A 15,830-nucleotide genomic window follows, 5' to 3' on the forward strand; every position below is an offset into this window, starting at 1 on the left:
GCCGCCGGACGGCCCATCGGGCGCTCCAGCCGACTATCGGGTCATACCGTACAGAATATGACGAAACGCCATATCGCTCTGCTCCTGAGCGCCGCCGCGCTGGTCGGCTCGGGCATCGCCGCCGCCCCACCGGTCCTGGCGCCCAGGACGCACCTGGTGCACCCGGGCCAGTCGATCCAGCGGGCGGTGGACTCCGCGAAGCAGGGTGACACCGTGCTGGTGCTGCCCGGCGTCTACCACGAGAGCGTCAAGGTGACGACACCCCGTCTGACCCTGCGCGGCAGCCGCGGCACCGTCCTGGAACCGGGCAGACAGAAGCCCACGAGCGACTGCGGCAAGCGGGGCAACGGCATCTGCGTGATGGGTACCAAGGCCAAGCGCCTGGAAGGTGTCACCGTCTCCCGTCTGACCCTGACCGGCTTCTCCCACACCGGCCTGATGGCCGTGGGCACCGACCGGCTGACCGTGCGGCAGGTGACCGCCGAGAAGAACGGGGTGTGGGGCATCGCCGAGGAGCGGTCCGTTCGCAGCGAGTACTGGAGCAACACCGCCCGGGGCAACGGCGACGCGGGACTCTTCCTGGCCAACACGGTCACCGCCGAGCAGGGCGCCGCCGACACCGGAGGAACGCTGATCGCCCGCAACCGGCTGGAGGGCAACCGGATCGGCGTCACCGTCCGCCGGCTGCGCAACCTCACCGTCGCGGGCAACGACGTCTCCGGCAACTGCGCGGGCGTGTTCGTCGTCGGCGACGAGAACAAGCCGCGGGCCGGCGCACTGACCGTGCGCGAAAACCGGGTCGCGGAGAACAACAGGTTCTGCCCGGCGACCGCCCGGCTGCCCTTCCTCCAGGGCTCCGGCATCGTCCTGACCGGCACTGAGCAGACTGATGTGTTCCGCAACCTCGTCGTCGGCAACGCGGGCAGGTCCCCCTTCTCCGGCGGCATCGTGCTGTTCAAGAGCATCGTCGGCGGGGCCGGCGAGCGGAACCGGGTGAGCCGGAACGTGCTCGACGGCAACTCCCCGGCGGACCTGGTCAACCAGGAGAGCGCCGCGCACCACAACACCTTCGCAGCGAACTCCTGCCGGGCCTCCAAGCCTGCGGGACTGTGCTGAGGCCGTAGCCACTCGTGGAACCCACGGGACCGAGAAGGAAGGAAGGCGGCACATGACGACCGCTCAGTCCGCCCCACCGCCGTCCATGCGGCTCAGGGAGCTCGCGTTCGGGGCGGCGTGCGCCGCCGCCCTCCGCGCGGCCGCCCGGCTCGGTGTGGCCGACGCGCTCGGGGACGCACCCATGGCCGTGGAGGACCTCGCGGCCGCCGTGAAGACCGAACCGAAGCCGCTGCGCCGGCTGCTGCGGGCGCTGACCTGCTACGGCGTCTTCACCGAGCAGCCCGACGGAACGTTCGCGCACACCGACATGTCCCGGCTGCTGCGCGAGGACGATCCGGGCAGCCTGCGCTACATCACCCTCTGGTGCACCGAGCCGTGGACCTGGGACGCCTGGCCGAAACTGGACGAGGCGGTGCGCACCGGCCGCAACGTGGTGGAGGACCTGTACGGCAAGGAGTTCTTCGTCCACCTCAACGAGGACGCCCCCGAGTCGGCGGACGTCTTCAACCGGGCCATGACGACCTCCAGCAAGCAGTCCGCTCGGGACGTCGCCGCGCTCCTCGACCTGTCCGGCGCCTCCTCGGTCGCCGACATCGGCGGCGGCCAGGGGCACGTGGTGGCGAGCCTGCTGGAGAAGTACCCGCACATGCACGGCACCCTGCTGGACCTGCCGCGGGTGGTGGACAACGCCGACCCCCGGCTGCGCGCGGGCGGCTCGCTGGCGGACCGGGTGCGGATCGTGCCCGGCGACTGCCGCGAGGCCATCCCGGTCAGGGCCGACGTCTACATCATCAAGAACATCCTGGAGTGGGACGACGACTCCACCGCCCGCTGCCTGCGCAACGTCATCGAGGCGGGCGGGCCCGGGGCGCGGGTCGTGGTCATCGAGAACCTCGTCGACGACACCCCCTCGATGCGGTTCAGCACCGCCATGGACCTGCTCCTGCTGCTGAACGTCGGCGGTGCCAAGCACACCAGCGCCAGCATGGCCGACCGGCTGAAGGCGGCCGGCCTGGTCATCGACGACATCAGCCCGGTCAACGCCTATCTGCACGCCTTCGACTGCGCGGTGCCCGCCTGACCGGACCCCGCCGGCGGCGCCGCCGCGACCTCCTCGGACACCGGCCGCCGGGCCCGCGACAGTGCGGGCCCGGCGGCCGGTGGCCGTCCGTGAGGGACCGGACGGCGCGTCAGGTGGCTCGGTCCGGCGACTCAGTCACGCTCCCACAGGTAGAAGCGCTGGGCCATCGCGTCCTTCGGTGAGCGCCAGGTCTGCGGGTCGTAGGCGCTGACGTACGCCGACAGCCGCTCGCTGATGCCCCGGAACTCGGGGTGGTTCGCCACCTTGGCGATGGAGGGTCCCGGGTCCCGGTCCGCATCGATCAGGTGCATGTACACATCGCCGAACTGGTAGAGGCTGCGTCGGGTGACACCGACCAGGTGCGGCAGCTCCCCCCGGTCGGACTCCTCGAAGATCCTGGCGATGTCCGGGGCCGACCCCGGGGCCATTCGGGCGACGATCAGTTCTTGGTGCACGGTCCTCTCTCCGTCCGGCTCAGTCGGTGGTCAGGGCCGGCTCGGCCCGGTGCCCGGCGGCGGCCTTCTCGATCCTGTCGCGGATCAGGGCCATCTGGACCTTGGAGTTCTTGTTGATGTTGTCGGTCATCCAGTCGTCGTCGACCGGCGCTTCCGGCTTCATCGCGAAGTCCTGGGTCCAGATCATCCGCGTGCCCCCGGGGACCTCCTCGTACCTCCAGTGGATGTTCATGTGGTCGAAGGGGCCCGTCTCGACCCGGCGGGCCCTGACAGAGAGCGTGGCCCGGTCGGGCTCGCGCTCGGAGACCCAGCTCCACACGGTGCCGTTCTCGTCCGGATGCATGGTCAGGCGGAAGGTGCACTTGTCGCCGTCCTGGGACAGGATCTCGGCGGAGGCGTACTCGCTGAACAGCCGCGGCCAGTTCGCCACATCGTTGGTCATGTCCCAGACGAGATCCACCGGCGCGGCGATGGTGACCTCGTTCTGCGTGTGTCCCGCCATGTCTACGCTCCTGCCAGAAGAGTGCTGTTGACGAGGTCGAGGAACTTCCTGGGCGTCTTGCAGCGCTCCGCGTCGGCCGGCATCGGGATACCGTGCCGGTTCTCCAGTTCGCCCACGATGCCGAGCAGGCCGAGCGAGTCGATGCCGATCTCGTCGAATCCGGTCTCGGACCGGTCTGCCAGCTCCTGCGGGCTGACGGTGATCCCGGCGGCCTTCTTCATGAGTTCGGCCAGTTCCTCCACTGTGATTCGGTCACTCATGCGGTTCCTCTCCTTGTTGCTCCCGGTTGATCCTGGCTGCCTCGCTACGAGGCGTCGGCGGCGCCGTGCCGCAGCACCAGCGCCGAGTTCGAGCCCATGAGCCCCCGGCTGAGGACCAGTGCCGTGCGCACCTCGGCGGCACGGGCACGACCGGTCACCAGGTCGAGGTCATGGCAGATGTCGGAGACGTTCGGGGTGGGCGGGATCAGGCCGTGCTCCATCGCGAGGACCGCCGCCGCCGTGTCCAGCACCGGAGCGGCGCAGTACGCCCGGCCGGTGCCCGTCTTGGGTGCCGTGACCGGCACGCGCCGGCCGTGCGCGCCGAGCGCGTCGGCGATGGCCAGCGCCTCGGCCCGGTCCGCCTCGGGGACGCCGAGGGCGTCGGCGAAGACGACGTCGACCTCCTCGGGTGCGCACCCGGCCTCGGCCAACGCGCCGCGGATCGCCTCCGCCAGCCCCTCCCGGGACAGCTCCCAGCGGGAGGCGCCGGTGAAGGTCGCCGCGTGCCCGGCCAGGACGGCCCGTACGGGCACGCCCCGCTCCCGGGCCGCGTCGGCCGCCTCCACGGTGAGCATCGCGCCGCCCTCGGCCGGCACGAACCCGCAGGCGTCCTCGGTGAACGGGCGGTAGGCGCGCTTCGGATCGGCCACCGGGCTCAGCTCCCGGTAACCGAGCTGGCAGACCATCGAGTACGGGGCCAGCGGCGCCTCCGTCGAACCGGCCACGATCACGTCGGTGCCGCGCTTGACGGCACGGGCCGCGTGCGCCAGGGCGTCCAGGCCGCCCGCCTCGTCGGCGGCGACCACCGAGCAGGGGCCCTTGAAACCGCGCCGGATGGAGACCTGGCCGGTGCTGGCCGCGTAGAACCAGGCGATGGACTGCCAGGGGCCGACATAGCGACTGCCCTTGCTCCACAGCTTCTGCAGCTCCCGCTGGCCGAACTCGCCGCCGCCGGACCCGGCCGCGGTGACCACGCCCGCGGAGAACGGGGCCGCGTCGGTGTCGGCCTGCCCCAGCCGGGCGTCCTGGAGGGCGGCGTCGGCCGCGGCCATCGCGAAGTGCGTGAAACGGTCGGTCTGGACGAGATAGCGCTCCTCGACCGCCGCCGAGGGTTCGAAGGACCGCACCTCCCCGGCCACCTTCAGCGGCAGGTGCTCGCAGCCCTCACGGGTCACGCGGTCCAGGACGCTCACGCCCTCCTGGGTGGACTTCCAGAAGGTCTCGGTGCTCGTGCCGCCGGGCGCGACGACACCGATGCCGGTGACAGCGGCCCGCCGCTCGCGCTGTGCGCTCATCGTGTCCTCTCCCTCTGCCGGGTCAGGATCACCGCGGACTGGAAGCCGCCGAAGCCGCTGCCCACGGAGAGCACGCTGCCCAGCTTCCGCTCACGGGCGACCCGCGGGACGTAGTCCAGGTCGCACTCGGGGTCGGGGGTCTCGTAGTTCGCGGTCGGCGGGACCATCTGGTGGGCCAGGGCCAGCACACAGGCCACCACCTCGATCGCCCCGATCGCCCCGAGCGAGTGGCCCACCATCGACTTGATGGAGCTCATGGGGGTGCCGTAGGCGTGGTGGCCCAGCGCCCGCTTCACCGCGGCCGTCTCGTGCCGGTCGTTCTGGCGGGTGCCGGAGCCGTGCGCGTTGACGTAGTCGATCGCGGAGCCGTCCAGTCGGGCGTGGTCCAGCGCGGTCTCTATCGCCCGCGCCATCTCCAGGCCCTCGCTGGTCAGTCCGGTCATGTGGTAGGCGTTGCCGAACGTGGCGTAGCCGCTGAGTTCGCAGTACACATGGGCGCCGCGGGCCCTGGCGTGCTCCAGCTCCTCCAGGACGAGCACCGCGCCGCCCTCGCCCATGACGAACCCGTCACGGTCGTTGTCGAAGGGGCGGGAGGCGTGGGCGGGGTCGTCGTTGTTCGGCGACGTCGCTTTGATCGCGTCGAAGCACGCCATGGTGATCGGTGATATCGGCGAGTCCGACGCTCCGGCTATGCAGATGTCCGCCCTCCCCTCTTCCACGGTGTGCAGCGCGTAGCCGACCGCGTCGAGCCCGGAGGTGCAGCCGGTGGAGACGGTCTGCACCGGCCCGCGGGCCCCGAACCGCTCGGCCACCGTGGAGGCCAGCGTGCTCGGGGTGAACGCCCGCTCCAGATGCGGCCGGGCCCGCTCGTGGTCCACGTCCCAGCGCTCGCCGCGGTGGCTGACCAGGACGTAGTCGTTCTCCAGCCGGGTGGTGCCGCCGACCGCGGTACCCAGCGAGACCCCGACCCGCCAGGGGTTCTCCCCGGCGAGGTCGAGTCCGGAGTCCGACACCGCCTCCTGGCCGGCGGCCAGGGCGAACTGGATGTAGCGGTCGCAGCGCGCGACCTGCTCCTCGTCAAGCCCCGAGGCCGCCGGGTCGAAGTCGCACTCGGCCGCGATCCGGGACCGCAGACCGGCCGGGTCGAAGAACGTGATGCCCCGCGTCGCGGTGCGCCCGTTCGCCAGCAGGTCCCAGAAAGCGGGGGCGCCGATACCGCCCGGCGCCACGATGCCTATGCCGGTGACCGCCACCCGCCTGGTCATGATCGGACCTCTGCCACGCCCGCCGGCGGCGCCTCCGCACCGGCCGCCGCCGGCTCGGTGCCCTCCGTGTCGACGTGGCCGAGCTGCGGGCGCGGGGCCAGCGGCCCCAGGTGGAAGACGATCCGCGCCTCCACGTCGCCCACGTTGCGGAAGCGGTGGCGCATGTAGGCGGGGATCATCAGGCCCTGTTCCGGCCTGAGCGGGTGCGGCTCGCCGTCCAGGTCCACCTCGAGGTCGCCGCAGACGACGTACACGAACTCCTCGGAGTACGGGTGGTAGTGCTCCCCGATGCGGTCGCCGGGCTGCACGATGGCCACGCCCATGAAGCCGCTGGTGGAACCGACCGTGGCCGGGGTGAGCATGGCGCGAAGATCGCCTCCGCGCTTCGTGTTGGGCTCGGTCTCGCCGAGCTCCACGATCCTGGGCCTGGGTTTGATCACGTCGTTCCTCCGGTGGTGTGGTACGTCGGCTTCGGAATGCGTCAGGCGTCCGGCGCGGACCGGCGGTCGGTGATGAGGTCCATACGGGCGAGGGTGAGCAGACTGGCCAGGTCGCCGTCCTTCTTGGCGGCGCCCGCGTCGAGCAGGGCGGACAGCTCCGACACCTTCGCGGCATCCGCCACGCCCAGCGCGGCGGCCGGGTCGGCGTCCAGCCCGCCACGGATGTCGATCAGGCGGACGACGACGTCGTCCCGCTCGAAGACCGTGCTGCGCAGCACCGGGCTGCCCGGGTCCGCCGCGGCCCGCTCGTCCTGATGGGACAGCAGCTCCGCCAGCTTCATGCCCATGCCCTGCCGCGCCGGGTAGTACAGCGCGTGCCGCTCCGCCTCCGGACTCTCCTGGTCGGCCGTCACGTGGTGCACCGCGGGCAGCGCCGCCCGGGTGAAGAACACCCGTGCGGACTCCTGGTCGTTGAGGTCGCGGTCCTGCTCCAGGTAGGGGTTGAGGTCCTCCTCGACCTTCCGGATCTGCGGCTGCTGGGCCACGTGCCGCAGCGCCGCGAGGAGGTCGCCGCGCACCTCGATCGCCCGCACGACCCGGTTGCCGTGCATGAACAGGGAGGTACGGCACAACCGGGTGGTGCCGTCCACGTTCGCCTCGGGCGGCTCGTAGTCGGCCAGGATCTGGGCCACCTTCCGCTCGCTGCCCGGCTTCACCGTGAAGGTCAGCGCGTGCCGGATCACACCGTCCCCGATCCGCGGCGAGGCCTGCAGCCGGCGCTCGGCGGAAGCCTCGCCCACCGCCGTGTGGCCGGTCTCACGGACGATGTGGAAGCGCAGCGACCGGGTGTCCCGGATGCAGCCGTGCATCGGCTGCACCATCCGCACGTGCTCCTCGCTGTTCACCCAGGCGAGGAACGGCGGGGCGCTCTCCCACTCGCTGGTGATCAGCCACTGGGAGGGGTTCTCGATGGACTGGCACAGCTGGTCGCTGACGTGCCCGGGGACGGACGCGACCTGCTTGCACATCTCCTCGTACGCCTCCAGGAACTGCTGCTGGGCGCCGTCGTAGACGTTCACCAGCAGGATGACCCGGAGCCGGGAACCGTCGAAGACGGACTGGGAGACACGTTTCGCGGCCTGCTGCTCGGTCGGTTCTGAAACTCGCTCAGAGATGGCGGTCATCTGCGTACGTCTCCTTGGCGGTGCGTGGCGGGGCAGAGGAAACGCCGGCCGCGGGTGACGCGACGTCAGCGTGATCTCGATCCTGAGCCGGTCCCGATCGGTGCGCGACTCGTGTGCACCACGCGGGTGATCACACGGGTGATTGGTGCCGTGGACGTACGCACGACGGCCTCCGGGAGGGCATGGACACTCCGACGCGCCCCGCACCCGCACCCCCGCTCCTGGAGGCATCGATGCGCCGAGAAGCCGACCACCGGGTACCCGTCCTCATCGTCGGCGGCTCCCTGGTGGGCCTGTCCGCCTCCCTGTTCCTGGGCCGCCACGGCGTGCCGCACCTGCTGGTCGAGCGGCACTCCGGCACGTCCATTCACCCGCGTGGACGCGGCAACAACGTGCGGACGATGGAGCTGTTCCGGGTGGCCGACGTCGAGCCGGAGATCAAGACGGCGGCATCGCTGCTCGCGGACAACCACGGCATCCTCCAGACGCCCACCCTGGCCGGCGACGCGGGCGAGTGGCTGTTCAAGCACATCGACCCGGACGGCGGCCTCGCCAGGTTCAGCCCCACCTCCTGGTGCCTGTGCAGCCAGAACGACCTGGAGCCCGAGCTGCTGAGGGGTGCCCGGAGGCTCGGCGGCGATCTGCGCTACTCCCACGAGATGGAGTCCTTCGAGCAGGACGGCGAGGGCGTGACCGCGGTGGTACGGGACCGGGGCAACGACGAGCGGTACACCGTCCGCGCCGACTACCTGGTAGCCGCCGACGGCCCGCGCAGCCCGGTCCGGCGCCGCCTCGGCATCGGGCACAGCGGGCCCGGCGACCTGTTCGCCAACGTCAGCGTCACCTTCCGCTCCAAGCTGCTCGCCGAGGTGGTGGGCGAACGCCGCTTCATCTGCTGCTACCTCACCGGCCCGGACGCCGACGGGGCCCTGCTGCCCGTCGACAACAAGGAGCACTGGGTCTTCCACGCGCCCTGGCACCCGGAGCGGGGCGAGACGGTGGAGGAGTTCACCGAGGACCGGCTCCAGCGGCACATCCGCCGCGCGATCGGAGCCCCCGACCTGGATGTGGAGATCACCGGCAAGGCGTCGTGGCGTGCCGCCGAACGGGTCGCCGACCGCTACTCGGCCGGACGGGTGTTCCTCGTCGGGGACTCCGCGCACGAGATGTCCCCCACCGGCGCCTTCGGCTCCAACACCGGCATCCAGGACGCGCACAACCTGGTCTGGAAGCTGGCCGCCGTGCTCGGCGGCTGGGCCGGCCCCGGCCTCCTGGAGACCTACGACACCGAGCGCCGCCCCGTCGCCACGGCGACCAGCGCCCGCGCCTCCGCCCGCTCCGTCGAGCACAGCCACCCCGGCTTCGCCCCGGCACCCGGCATCGGCGGCGGCAAGCGCGGCGGCATTCTCAACGTCGTCCTCGGCTACCGCTACCCGCACGGCGCCGTCGTGGGCGCCGACCCGGACCAGGAGGTCGTGCCCGAGGCGATGCGCCTGACCGGCGAGCCGGGCAGCCGGGCGCCCCACCTGTGGCTGCGCCGCGGCGGCGAGCGGATCTCGACGCTCGACCTGTACGAGCGCTCCCTGGTGCTGCTGAGCGACGCCCAGTCGACGGCGGGCTGGCACACGGCGGCCCTGCGCCTCGCCGAGAGCGAGAGCGACGGCGTGCGCCTGGACTCGTACCGCGTCGGAGCCGAGCTGATGTACGACCCGCACGGCGGCGCGGACGGGGCGGCACCCGACTGGGCGCGGGCCCACGGCACGACGCCCGACGGGGCGGTGCTGGTCCGCCCGGACGGGTTCGTCGCCTGGCGGGCGGCAGCTGCCGCACCGGACCCCGAGGCGACGCTGCGTCAGGTCGTACGGACGCTGCTCAGAACAGCCTGACCTGACCTGCGAAAACGAACGGAGGCCACCCGCACCTCGCGGCGCGGGTGGCCTCCGTGTGTGGAGCCCCCTGTCGGATTCGAACCGACGACCTGCTGTTTACAAGACAGCCGCTCTGGACCAGCTGAGCTAAGGAGGCCTGTATGGGTGTGTCCGTGCAGTGTACCCAGGTCCCCGAGGCGGCCCGGCAGGAATTTCCGTGAAGTTCACCAGCCCCCGAGTACTGACAGACCAGGTGAACGCCAGGTACCGTCCTGTGCCAGTTCACCCGTGTGGACTACACCATCACCACAACGGATTCACCCGTAGTGGCAACCACCTTCCTACAACGGATCGTCCGGCACGTTCCTGCCGGTAGAAGGGGGCCCATTCATCATGGCCACTGTCCAGTTCGACAAGGCGACCCGGATCTACCCGGGTTCCGACAAGCCCGCCGTCGACGCGCTCGAGATCGACATCGAGGACGGTGAGTTCCTCGTCCTGGTCGGCCCGTCCGGTTGCGGCAAGTCCACCTCCCTGCGGATGCTCGCGGGCCTGGAGGACGTCAACGGCGGGGCCATCCGGATCGGTGACCGCGACGTCACCCACCTGCCGCCGAAGGACCGGGACATCGCCATGGTGTTCCAGAACTACGCGCTGTACCCGCACATGACGGTCGCCGACAACATGGGCTTCGCGCTCAAGATCGCCGGTGTCAACAAGGCGGAGATCCGGCAGAAGGTCGAGGAGGCCGCGAAGATCCTCGACCTGACCGAGTACCTCGACCGCAAGCCGAAGGCGCTCTCCGGCGGTCAGCGCCAGCGTGTCGCCATGGGCCGCGCGATCGTGCGCGAGCCGCAGGTGTTCCTCATGGACGAGCCGCTGTCCAACCTGGACGCCAAGCTCCGGGTGAGCACCCGTACGCAGATCGCCTCGCTCCAGCGCCGGCTCGGCATCACCACCGTCTACGTCACCCACGACCAGGTCGAGGCCATGACCATGGGCGACCGGGTGGCGGTGCTCAAGGACGGTCTGCTCCAGCAGGTCGACTCGCCGCGCAACATGTACGACAAGCCCGCGAACCTCTTCGTCGCCGGCTTCATCGGCTCGCCCGCCATGAACCTCGTTGAGGTGCCGATCACCGACGGCGGTGTGAAGTTCGGCAACAGCGTGGTGCCGGTCAACCGGGAGGCGCTCAAGGCCGCCTCGGACAAGGGTGACCGCACGGTGACGGTGGGCGTGCGCCCCGAGCACTTCGACGTGGTCGAGCTGGGCGGCGGCGCGGCGGCCTCGCTGTCGAAGGACACCGAGGACGCTCCGGCCGGCCTCGCGGTCTCCGTGAACGTGGTGGAGGAGACGGGCGCCGACGGGTACGTCTACGGCTCGGTCGAGGTCGGCGGCGAGCAGAGGGACCTCGTCGTCCGCGTCAGCAGCCGTTCCGTCCCGGAGAAGGGCTCCACGCTGCACGTCGTGCCGCGGCCGGGCGAGACCCACGTGTTCTCGACCTCCACGGGCGAGCGCCTGTCGGACTGACGCGTCCGCGGCTGACGCCTTACGGCTGAAACCTCGGGACACTCCCGGGGGGATTCACCCAAGTTGACGAGAAGGGCCCCGCGACCTGGCCGCGGGGCCCTTCTCCATGCCTCCGAACCACCCTGGCGCACCGGACATTTCGAGCGGTGTGCGTCAACACGTCACCCGGGAGAGAGCGTCTGACCATCCCCCGAAGGGGTGACTAAATGTCGCCAAATCATTACCGGGCGCTACCCTCACTCGCGTGAAGCACTCCACCAACCACCCCACGCGACGCGGCCCGGGCCCCGCCCGCCGGATCGGCCGCTCCCTCGCCCTCGTCCTGCCCGTCGTCCTGGTGCTCTCCGGAACCCTCGCGGTCACCCGGGTCAACTGGTCGGGGAGCCCCTCGAACTCGGTGCTGGCCGCGTCGGACGCCGTGGCCGTCGGCTCCCCGGCGAAGTCCCGCGCCCGCGCCCCCCAGGACGTGCTGCGCGACCAGTTGCTGACCGAGTTGCAGGACCGGAACCCGGGCGTGGTCCTCACCCACCTCCAGGAGGCGGTCAACGGCCGCCCGTCGCTGGCCGGCCACTGCGCCTCCATCGCCCGCACCCTGGGCCGCGCGGCCGTCCGCATCTACGGCCCCGCCCGCGCCCAGTCCTACGCCCGCCCGGTCTGCGACACCTCCTTCGCCTCCGGCATCCAGTCCACCCACAACTGACACGCCGCGGCCCCCTGGCCGTTTGAGCGAGTCCCTCGTGTCCAGGGCGGGCCACCCCTCGCGGGGGCCCGCCCTGGACACGACCGGGCAAGCCCACAGAGCGGCCTGTGGCAGTCCCGGGGCCAGGGCGAGGCCGCCCCGCGGAAACCGGGCAACCCACGCGGCCCGAGAGGGCCCAGGCCACGGCACAGCACGGCAGCGCGGAGGGCCGAGCCCACGCCTTGGCCCGATAACTCAGCGGGCTGCCCCGGGCCTGGACACGGGCACTCGTGACGCGCGCCCCGAACGCCAGGTCCACCGACCGACGGACCTGGCGCAGACACCGCTCCCCCACATCTGGGCCCGCCGGGCCGACCCGCCCCCGCGCGAAGGGCCGGATCCGGGTCGGAAGTCGATTATCGGTGCGCGGGGAATTCCTTGGCGGCGGACGGGGCCCGAAGCGTGGGTCGTACAGTGCGGGGCATGACCCATCCGAATGCGGCGTCCCGCCCCACTCAAGCCGTCGTCCTGGCCGGAGGCCAGGGCTCCCGGCTGCGGCCCTACACCGACGACCGGCCCAAGCCGATGGTCGAGATCCCCGGCACGGGCACCCCGATCATCGGCCACCAGCTCGCCTGGCTGGCCGAGGAGGGTGTGACGGACGTGGTGGTGTCCTGCGGCCACCTCGCCGAGGTGCTCCAGGACTGGCTGAAGACGGCGGACCTGCCGGTCCGTGTCTGCACCGTCGTGGAGCCGGAGCCCCTCGGCCGCGGCGGCGGCCTGAAGTTCGCCGCCGCCCAGCTGCCCCACCCGGACCAGCCCTGGTACGCCACCAACGGCGACATCTGGACCCGGTTCTCGCTGCGCGACATGGCCGACTTCCACACCGAGCGCGACGCGGTGGCCACCCTCGCGCTGGCCCGCCCGCGGATTCCGTGGGGCGCCGTGCGGACGGACGGCTTCGGCCACATCACGGACTTCATCGAGGCCCCGCCCTCGACCTTCGAGATCAACGCGGGCGTCTACGTGTTCTCGCCCGAGTTCGCCACCCTCCTCCCGGAGCGCGGCGACCACGAGCGCACCACCTTCCCACACCTGGCCCGCGAGCGAAGGCTCGCCGGCTTCCCCATCCCCCAGGGCGCCTACTGGCGCGCCATCGACACCGCGAAGGACCTCACGGAGGCCGCGAAGGAGCTGGCGGCGCTGGGGAGGTGAACCCGCAGCGCCGCACCCGTACGGCGAACCGGGGAGCGGGCTACCCCAGCAGTCCGCCCACCAGCCCCGGCTGACCCGAGGACGAGCTACCGCCGTTGGAGCCGCCGCCACTGGAGCTGGGGCCCCCGGAGCCACCGCCCGATCCTGTGCTGCCACCGGTCTCGGTACCGCCGGAGGTCGGCCCCGAGCTGGTGCTGGGTGCCTGCTGCGCCGGGGCGGAGTGACGCGGCGGGGTCTGGCCGGTGCCCTGGGTCTCGCTGGGCACGCCGCCGGTCGCGGTACCGCTCTCGCGGGTCGCGCCCGGCGTGCTCGCGGGGCCGCGGGACGGGCCGGCCGAGGAACCGTGCCGGGCGGTCGGCGAGGTCGACGCCGACGGCGGCTTCTGCTGCAGCTCGCCCGTCTCCTTCGGCAGCGGAGAGCCGGGCAGCTCGTTGCGCGGGGCCTCGCCGGGTCGGGGCACGACCACCCGGTCGGCGTCGCGGACGGCGCCCCCGAGCAGCGAGCCGACGAGCAGCGTCAGACCGGTGACGACCACCGTGACCAGGGCGCCGCGACGCAGCACGAACCGGCGCAGCTCCCAGATGTCGGAGCGCGGTCCGAGCCGTCGCCAGGCGGAGGCGGCGAGGCGGCCGTCCACGGAGTACACGGGCGCGCCGGCGATGACCAGCGGGGACCAGGCGGCGAGGTAGATGATGTCCGGTGCGTCGTAGACGGGCACCGTCTTCCAGCTCACCGTCACGATCAGCGCGGCCGACAGCAGCGCGCCGATCGCCGCGGCGACCCGCTGCCAGCAGCCCAGGACCGTGAGGATCCCCACGATGACCTGGAGGAAGGCGATGACGAGCCCGGAGCCGACGGGGTGCTGGAGCGCGAACTGACGGAGTGGCTCGGCGACTTCCCAGGGGTGCAGGGTGTTGAGCCACTTGACCATGGAGCCGCGTTTGCCGCCGTCGAAGTAGAGCGGGTCGCACAGCTTGCCCATGCCGGCGTAGAGGGAGATGAACCCGAGGAAGATGCGCAGCGGGAGCAGCACGACGCCGAGGTTCATGCGCCGGCCCGGGTAGTACGCGTGCCGGGACAGGTCGTCGGCGTGGCGCCTGCCCTGCCGGTGCCCGCCCTGCTCGCCGTACGCGTCGTACGCACCGTGCTCGTCGTCCGCGAAGTCGGCGTCGTCGTACGGCGGTTGGCCGTACGACGGGGTGCCGTACCCGTTCCCGCCGTACCCGGCAGCGCCGCGGGCGGACTCCTCGTAGGCGCTGCCCGCGGTCCGCATGTGCGGCAGCAGCCGGGTCTCGCCGGGCCGGGGCGTGCGCTGGGCGCCGACGACGGGGGTCTCGACCGTCTGCGCGAGGTCGTAGGGGTCGTGGCCCGGCGCGCCGCCGATACGCGGCATGACCTGCGTGGCCCCGGCGTCCGCGGACGGCTCCTCGGAGTGCCACACGCTTCCGGTCCGCACGGCCTGGAGCAGTCGGTGGGCGCCGGTGTCGTCCGGGGCTGACCGGCCGCTCCAGACGACCGGGCGGCGGTGGGTCGCGGCCCCGGCCCGGCTCGCGGCGAAGGCCACGCGGCCGGTGTTCTGGGTGCCGCCGGGGTACCGGGTGATCCGCAGGGACTGGGCGCGCCGCGAGGTGGCGCCCAACTGCACGCGGAAACTCGCGTGGTTGACGATGACCTGCGCCGGATCGCTCGGCACCTTCACCATGCTCAGCGCGGGAGCGTCGTCGTATCCCGACGAGCGGTCCCCCGTGGGTGTGCGGGGTGTTCTGGTGTCCACACTCATCTAACCGAGTGACGACGAGTTAGGACACTGCCGTGACGCGTCGGATCTGTCCGGACCGCGTCAAGGTTGTACGGATCGCCCGGTTCCACCCGGGCGGGTGATCGTACGGATGACCGTTCGACCACCCGCCCGGGTCCGGACGACCGGTCAGGCGCGCCTGCGCGCCGCCTCGTAGAGCACGATCCCGGCCGCGACACCGGCGTTCAGCGACTCCGCGCCGCCCGGCATCGGGATCCGCACCCGCAGGTCGCAGGTCTCGCCGACCAGCCGGGACAGGCCCTTGCCCTCGCTGCCGACGACGATGACGACGGGCCCCTCCAGCGCGTCCAGGTCGCCGAGTTCCGCCTCGCCGTCCGCCGCGAGGCCGACCACCGTGATGCCCGCCTTCTGGTACGTCTCCAGGGCGCGGGTCAGGTTGGTGGCACGGGCCACCGGCGTACGGGCGGCCGTGCCGGCGGAGGTCTTCCAGGCGCCCGCGGTCATACCGGCCGCGCGCCGCTCGGGGACGACCACGCCGTGCCCGCCGAAGGCGGAGACGGAGCGGACGACCGCGCCGAGGTTGCGCGGGTCGGTCACCCCGTCGAGGGCGACGATCAGCGGGTCCTCGCCCTCGTCGTAGGCGGCGTCGGCGAGGTCCTCGGGGTGCGCGTACTCGTACGGCGGCACCTGGAGGACCAGGCCCTGGTGGTTGAGCCCGTTCGTCATCCGGTCGAGCTCGGGACGCGGGGCCTCCATGAGGTTGATCCCGCCGCGCTCGGCCGCGAGCTGGAGCGCCTCGCGGACCCGCTCGTCGTTGTCGATGAACTGCTGGACGTAGAGCGTGGTGGCGGGCACGCCCTCGCGCAGCGCCTCGACGACCGGGTTGCGGCCGACGACGAGCTCGGAGGACGACCTGCCCGAGCCGCGCCGCTGCTGCGGGCGGCCCTGGGCGCGGCGAGCCTTCGCCTGGGCGACGCGCTGCTTGGCGTGACCCTTGCGCATCTCGGCAGGGGGCGTGGGCCCCTTGCCCTCGAGCCCCCGGCGCCGCTGGCCGCCGCTGCCGACCTGCGCGCCCTTCTTGCCGGACATGCGGCGGTTGTTCCCGGCCATGACCTACCTGTCTGTTGAAACGTCGTACGTACGTCTATGCAGTGTGCCGCCCGGGAGGCCGGGCGGCACAA

Annotated in this window: 15 protein-coding genes and 1 tRNA gene; 6 read left to right on the forward strand and 10 right to left on the reverse strand. The window is 72.0% G+C overall.

Features of this window, described 5'->3' with window-relative positions:
- The first annotated feature begins 57 nt into the window (after positions 1–57).
- Both ACWEK3_RS30460 and ACWEK3_RS30465 read left to right on the forward strand, forming a co-directional pair.
- Entirely contained in the window at positions 58–1,116 is a 1,059-nt protein-coding gene (locus tag ACWEK3_RS30460) for a right-handed parallel beta-helix repeat-containing protein (protein ID WP_450544833.1), read from the forward strand.
- Positions 1,117–1,168: 52 nt separating this feature from the next.
- Positions 1,169–2,197, forward strand: a complete 1,029-nt coding sequence (locus ACWEK3_RS30465; RefSeq protein WP_361412713.1) for a methyltransferase — start codon at positions 1,169–1,171, stop codon at positions 2,195–2,197.
- Positions 2,198–2,328: 131 nt separating this feature from the next.
- Here ACWEK3_RS30465 and ACWEK3_RS30470 read toward each other — a convergent pair whose 3' ends face one another.
- Genes ACWEK3_RS30470 through ACWEK3_RS30500 form a run of 7 tightly spaced genes read right to left on the reverse strand, consistent with a single transcriptional unit; the run spans position 2,329 to position 7,598 of the window.
- Positions 2,329–2,652, reverse strand: a complete 324-nt coding sequence (locus tag ACWEK3_RS30470; RefSeq protein WP_361424673.1) for a TcmI family type II polyketide cyclase — start codon at positions 2,650–2,652, stop codon at positions 2,329–2,331.
- A gap of 19 nt (positions 2,653–2,671) precedes the next feature.
- Entirely contained in the window at positions 2,672–3,154 is a 483-nt protein-coding gene (locus ACWEK3_RS30475) for an SRPBCC family protein (protein WP_376406201.1), read from the reverse strand.
- Positions 3,155–3,156: 2 nt separating this feature from the next.
- Positions 3,157–3,414, reverse strand: a complete 258-nt coding sequence (locus tag ACWEK3_RS30480; RefSeq protein ID WP_141360117.1) for an acyl carrier protein — start codon at positions 3,412–3,414, stop codon at positions 3,157–3,159.
- A gap of 44 nt (positions 3,415–3,458) precedes the next feature.
- Entirely contained in the window at positions 3,459–4,709 is a 1,251-nt protein-coding gene (locus ACWEK3_RS30485; protein ID WP_450545880.1) for a ketosynthase chain-length factor, read from the reverse strand.
- Positions 4,706–5,974: a beta-ketoacyl-[acyl-carrier-protein] synthase family protein gene (locus ACWEK3_RS30490; RefSeq protein WP_376551435.1), complete on the reverse strand. Its 1,269-nt coding sequence runs from the start codon at positions 5,972–5,974 to the stop codon at positions 4,706–4,708. The genes ACWEK3_RS30485 and ACWEK3_RS30490 overlap by 4 nt, the downstream gene beginning before the upstream one ends.
- Entirely contained in the window at positions 5,971–6,414 is a 444-nt protein-coding gene (locus ACWEK3_RS30495; RefSeq protein ID WP_225074558.1) for a cupin domain-containing protein, read from the reverse strand. Before ACWEK3_RS30495 ends, ACWEK3_RS30490 begins: the two co-directional genes overlap by 4 nt.
- A gap of 41 nt (positions 6,415–6,455) precedes the next feature.
- Entirely contained in the window at positions 6,456–7,598 is a 1,143-nt protein-coding gene (locus ACWEK3_RS30500; RefSeq protein WP_450545883.1) for a SchA/CurD-like domain-containing protein, read from the reverse strand.
- Between the two features lie 233 nt (positions 7,599–7,831).
- Here ACWEK3_RS30500 and ACWEK3_RS30505 point away from each other — a divergent pair, with 233 nt between their 5' ends.
- Positions 7,832–9,484 (forward strand): FAD-dependent oxidoreductase, encoded by a 1,653-nt coding sequence (locus ACWEK3_RS30505; RefSeq protein WP_450545909.1) that lies wholly within the window; start codon positions 7,832–7,834, stop codon positions 9,482–9,484.
- A gap of 61 nt (positions 9,485–9,545) precedes the next feature.
- Here ACWEK3_RS30505 and ACWEK3_RS30510 read toward each other — a convergent pair.
- A tRNA-Thr gene (locus tag ACWEK3_RS30510) sits at positions 9,546–9,623 on the reverse strand.
- A 236-nt stretch (positions 9,624–9,859) separates the two neighbouring features.
- On the opposite strand from ACWEK3_RS30510, the gene ACWEK3_RS30515 reads away from it, so the two are divergent.
- The 3 genes from ACWEK3_RS30515 (at position 9,860) to ACWEK3_RS30525 (ending at position 12,890) form a co-directional block, all read left to right on the forward strand.
- Complete coding sequence (locus ACWEK3_RS30515) at positions 9,860–10,996, forward strand: ABC transporter ATP-binding protein (protein ID WP_225074556.1); 1,137 nt, start codon at positions 9,860–9,862, stop codon at positions 10,994–10,996.
- A gap of 244 nt (positions 10,997–11,240) precedes the next feature.
- Complete coding sequence (locus ACWEK3_RS30520) at positions 11,241–11,696, forward strand: hypothetical protein (RefSeq protein WP_453251066.1); 456 nt, start codon at positions 11,241–11,243, stop codon at positions 11,694–11,696.
- A 462-nt stretch (positions 11,697–12,158) separates the two neighbouring features.
- Complete coding sequence (locus ACWEK3_RS30525; RefSeq protein WP_450545885.1) at positions 12,159–12,890, forward strand: nucleotidyltransferase family protein; 732 nt, start codon at positions 12,159–12,161, stop codon at positions 12,888–12,890.
- A gap of 40 nt (positions 12,891–12,930) precedes the next feature.
- Here the strand turns inward: ACWEK3_RS30525 and ACWEK3_RS30530 are convergent, their stop codons facing one another.
- Together ACWEK3_RS30530 and rlmB are read right to left on the reverse strand one after the other, a co-directional pair.
- Entirely contained in the window at positions 12,931–14,670 is a 1,740-nt protein-coding gene (locus ACWEK3_RS30530) for a DoxX family membrane protein (RefSeq protein ID WP_450545887.1), read from the reverse strand.
- 147 nt (positions 14,671–14,817) lie between these two features.
- Complete coding sequence (gene rlmB / locus ACWEK3_RS30535; RefSeq protein ID WP_450545889.1) at positions 14,818–15,759, reverse strand: 23S rRNA (guanosine(2251)-2'-O)-methyltransferase RlmB; 942 nt, start codon at positions 15,757–15,759, stop codon at positions 14,818–14,820.
- Positions 15,760–15,830: the final 71 nt, after the last annotated feature.

It is taken from the genome of Streptomyces sp. NPDC004721 (genome assembly GCF_053601495.1).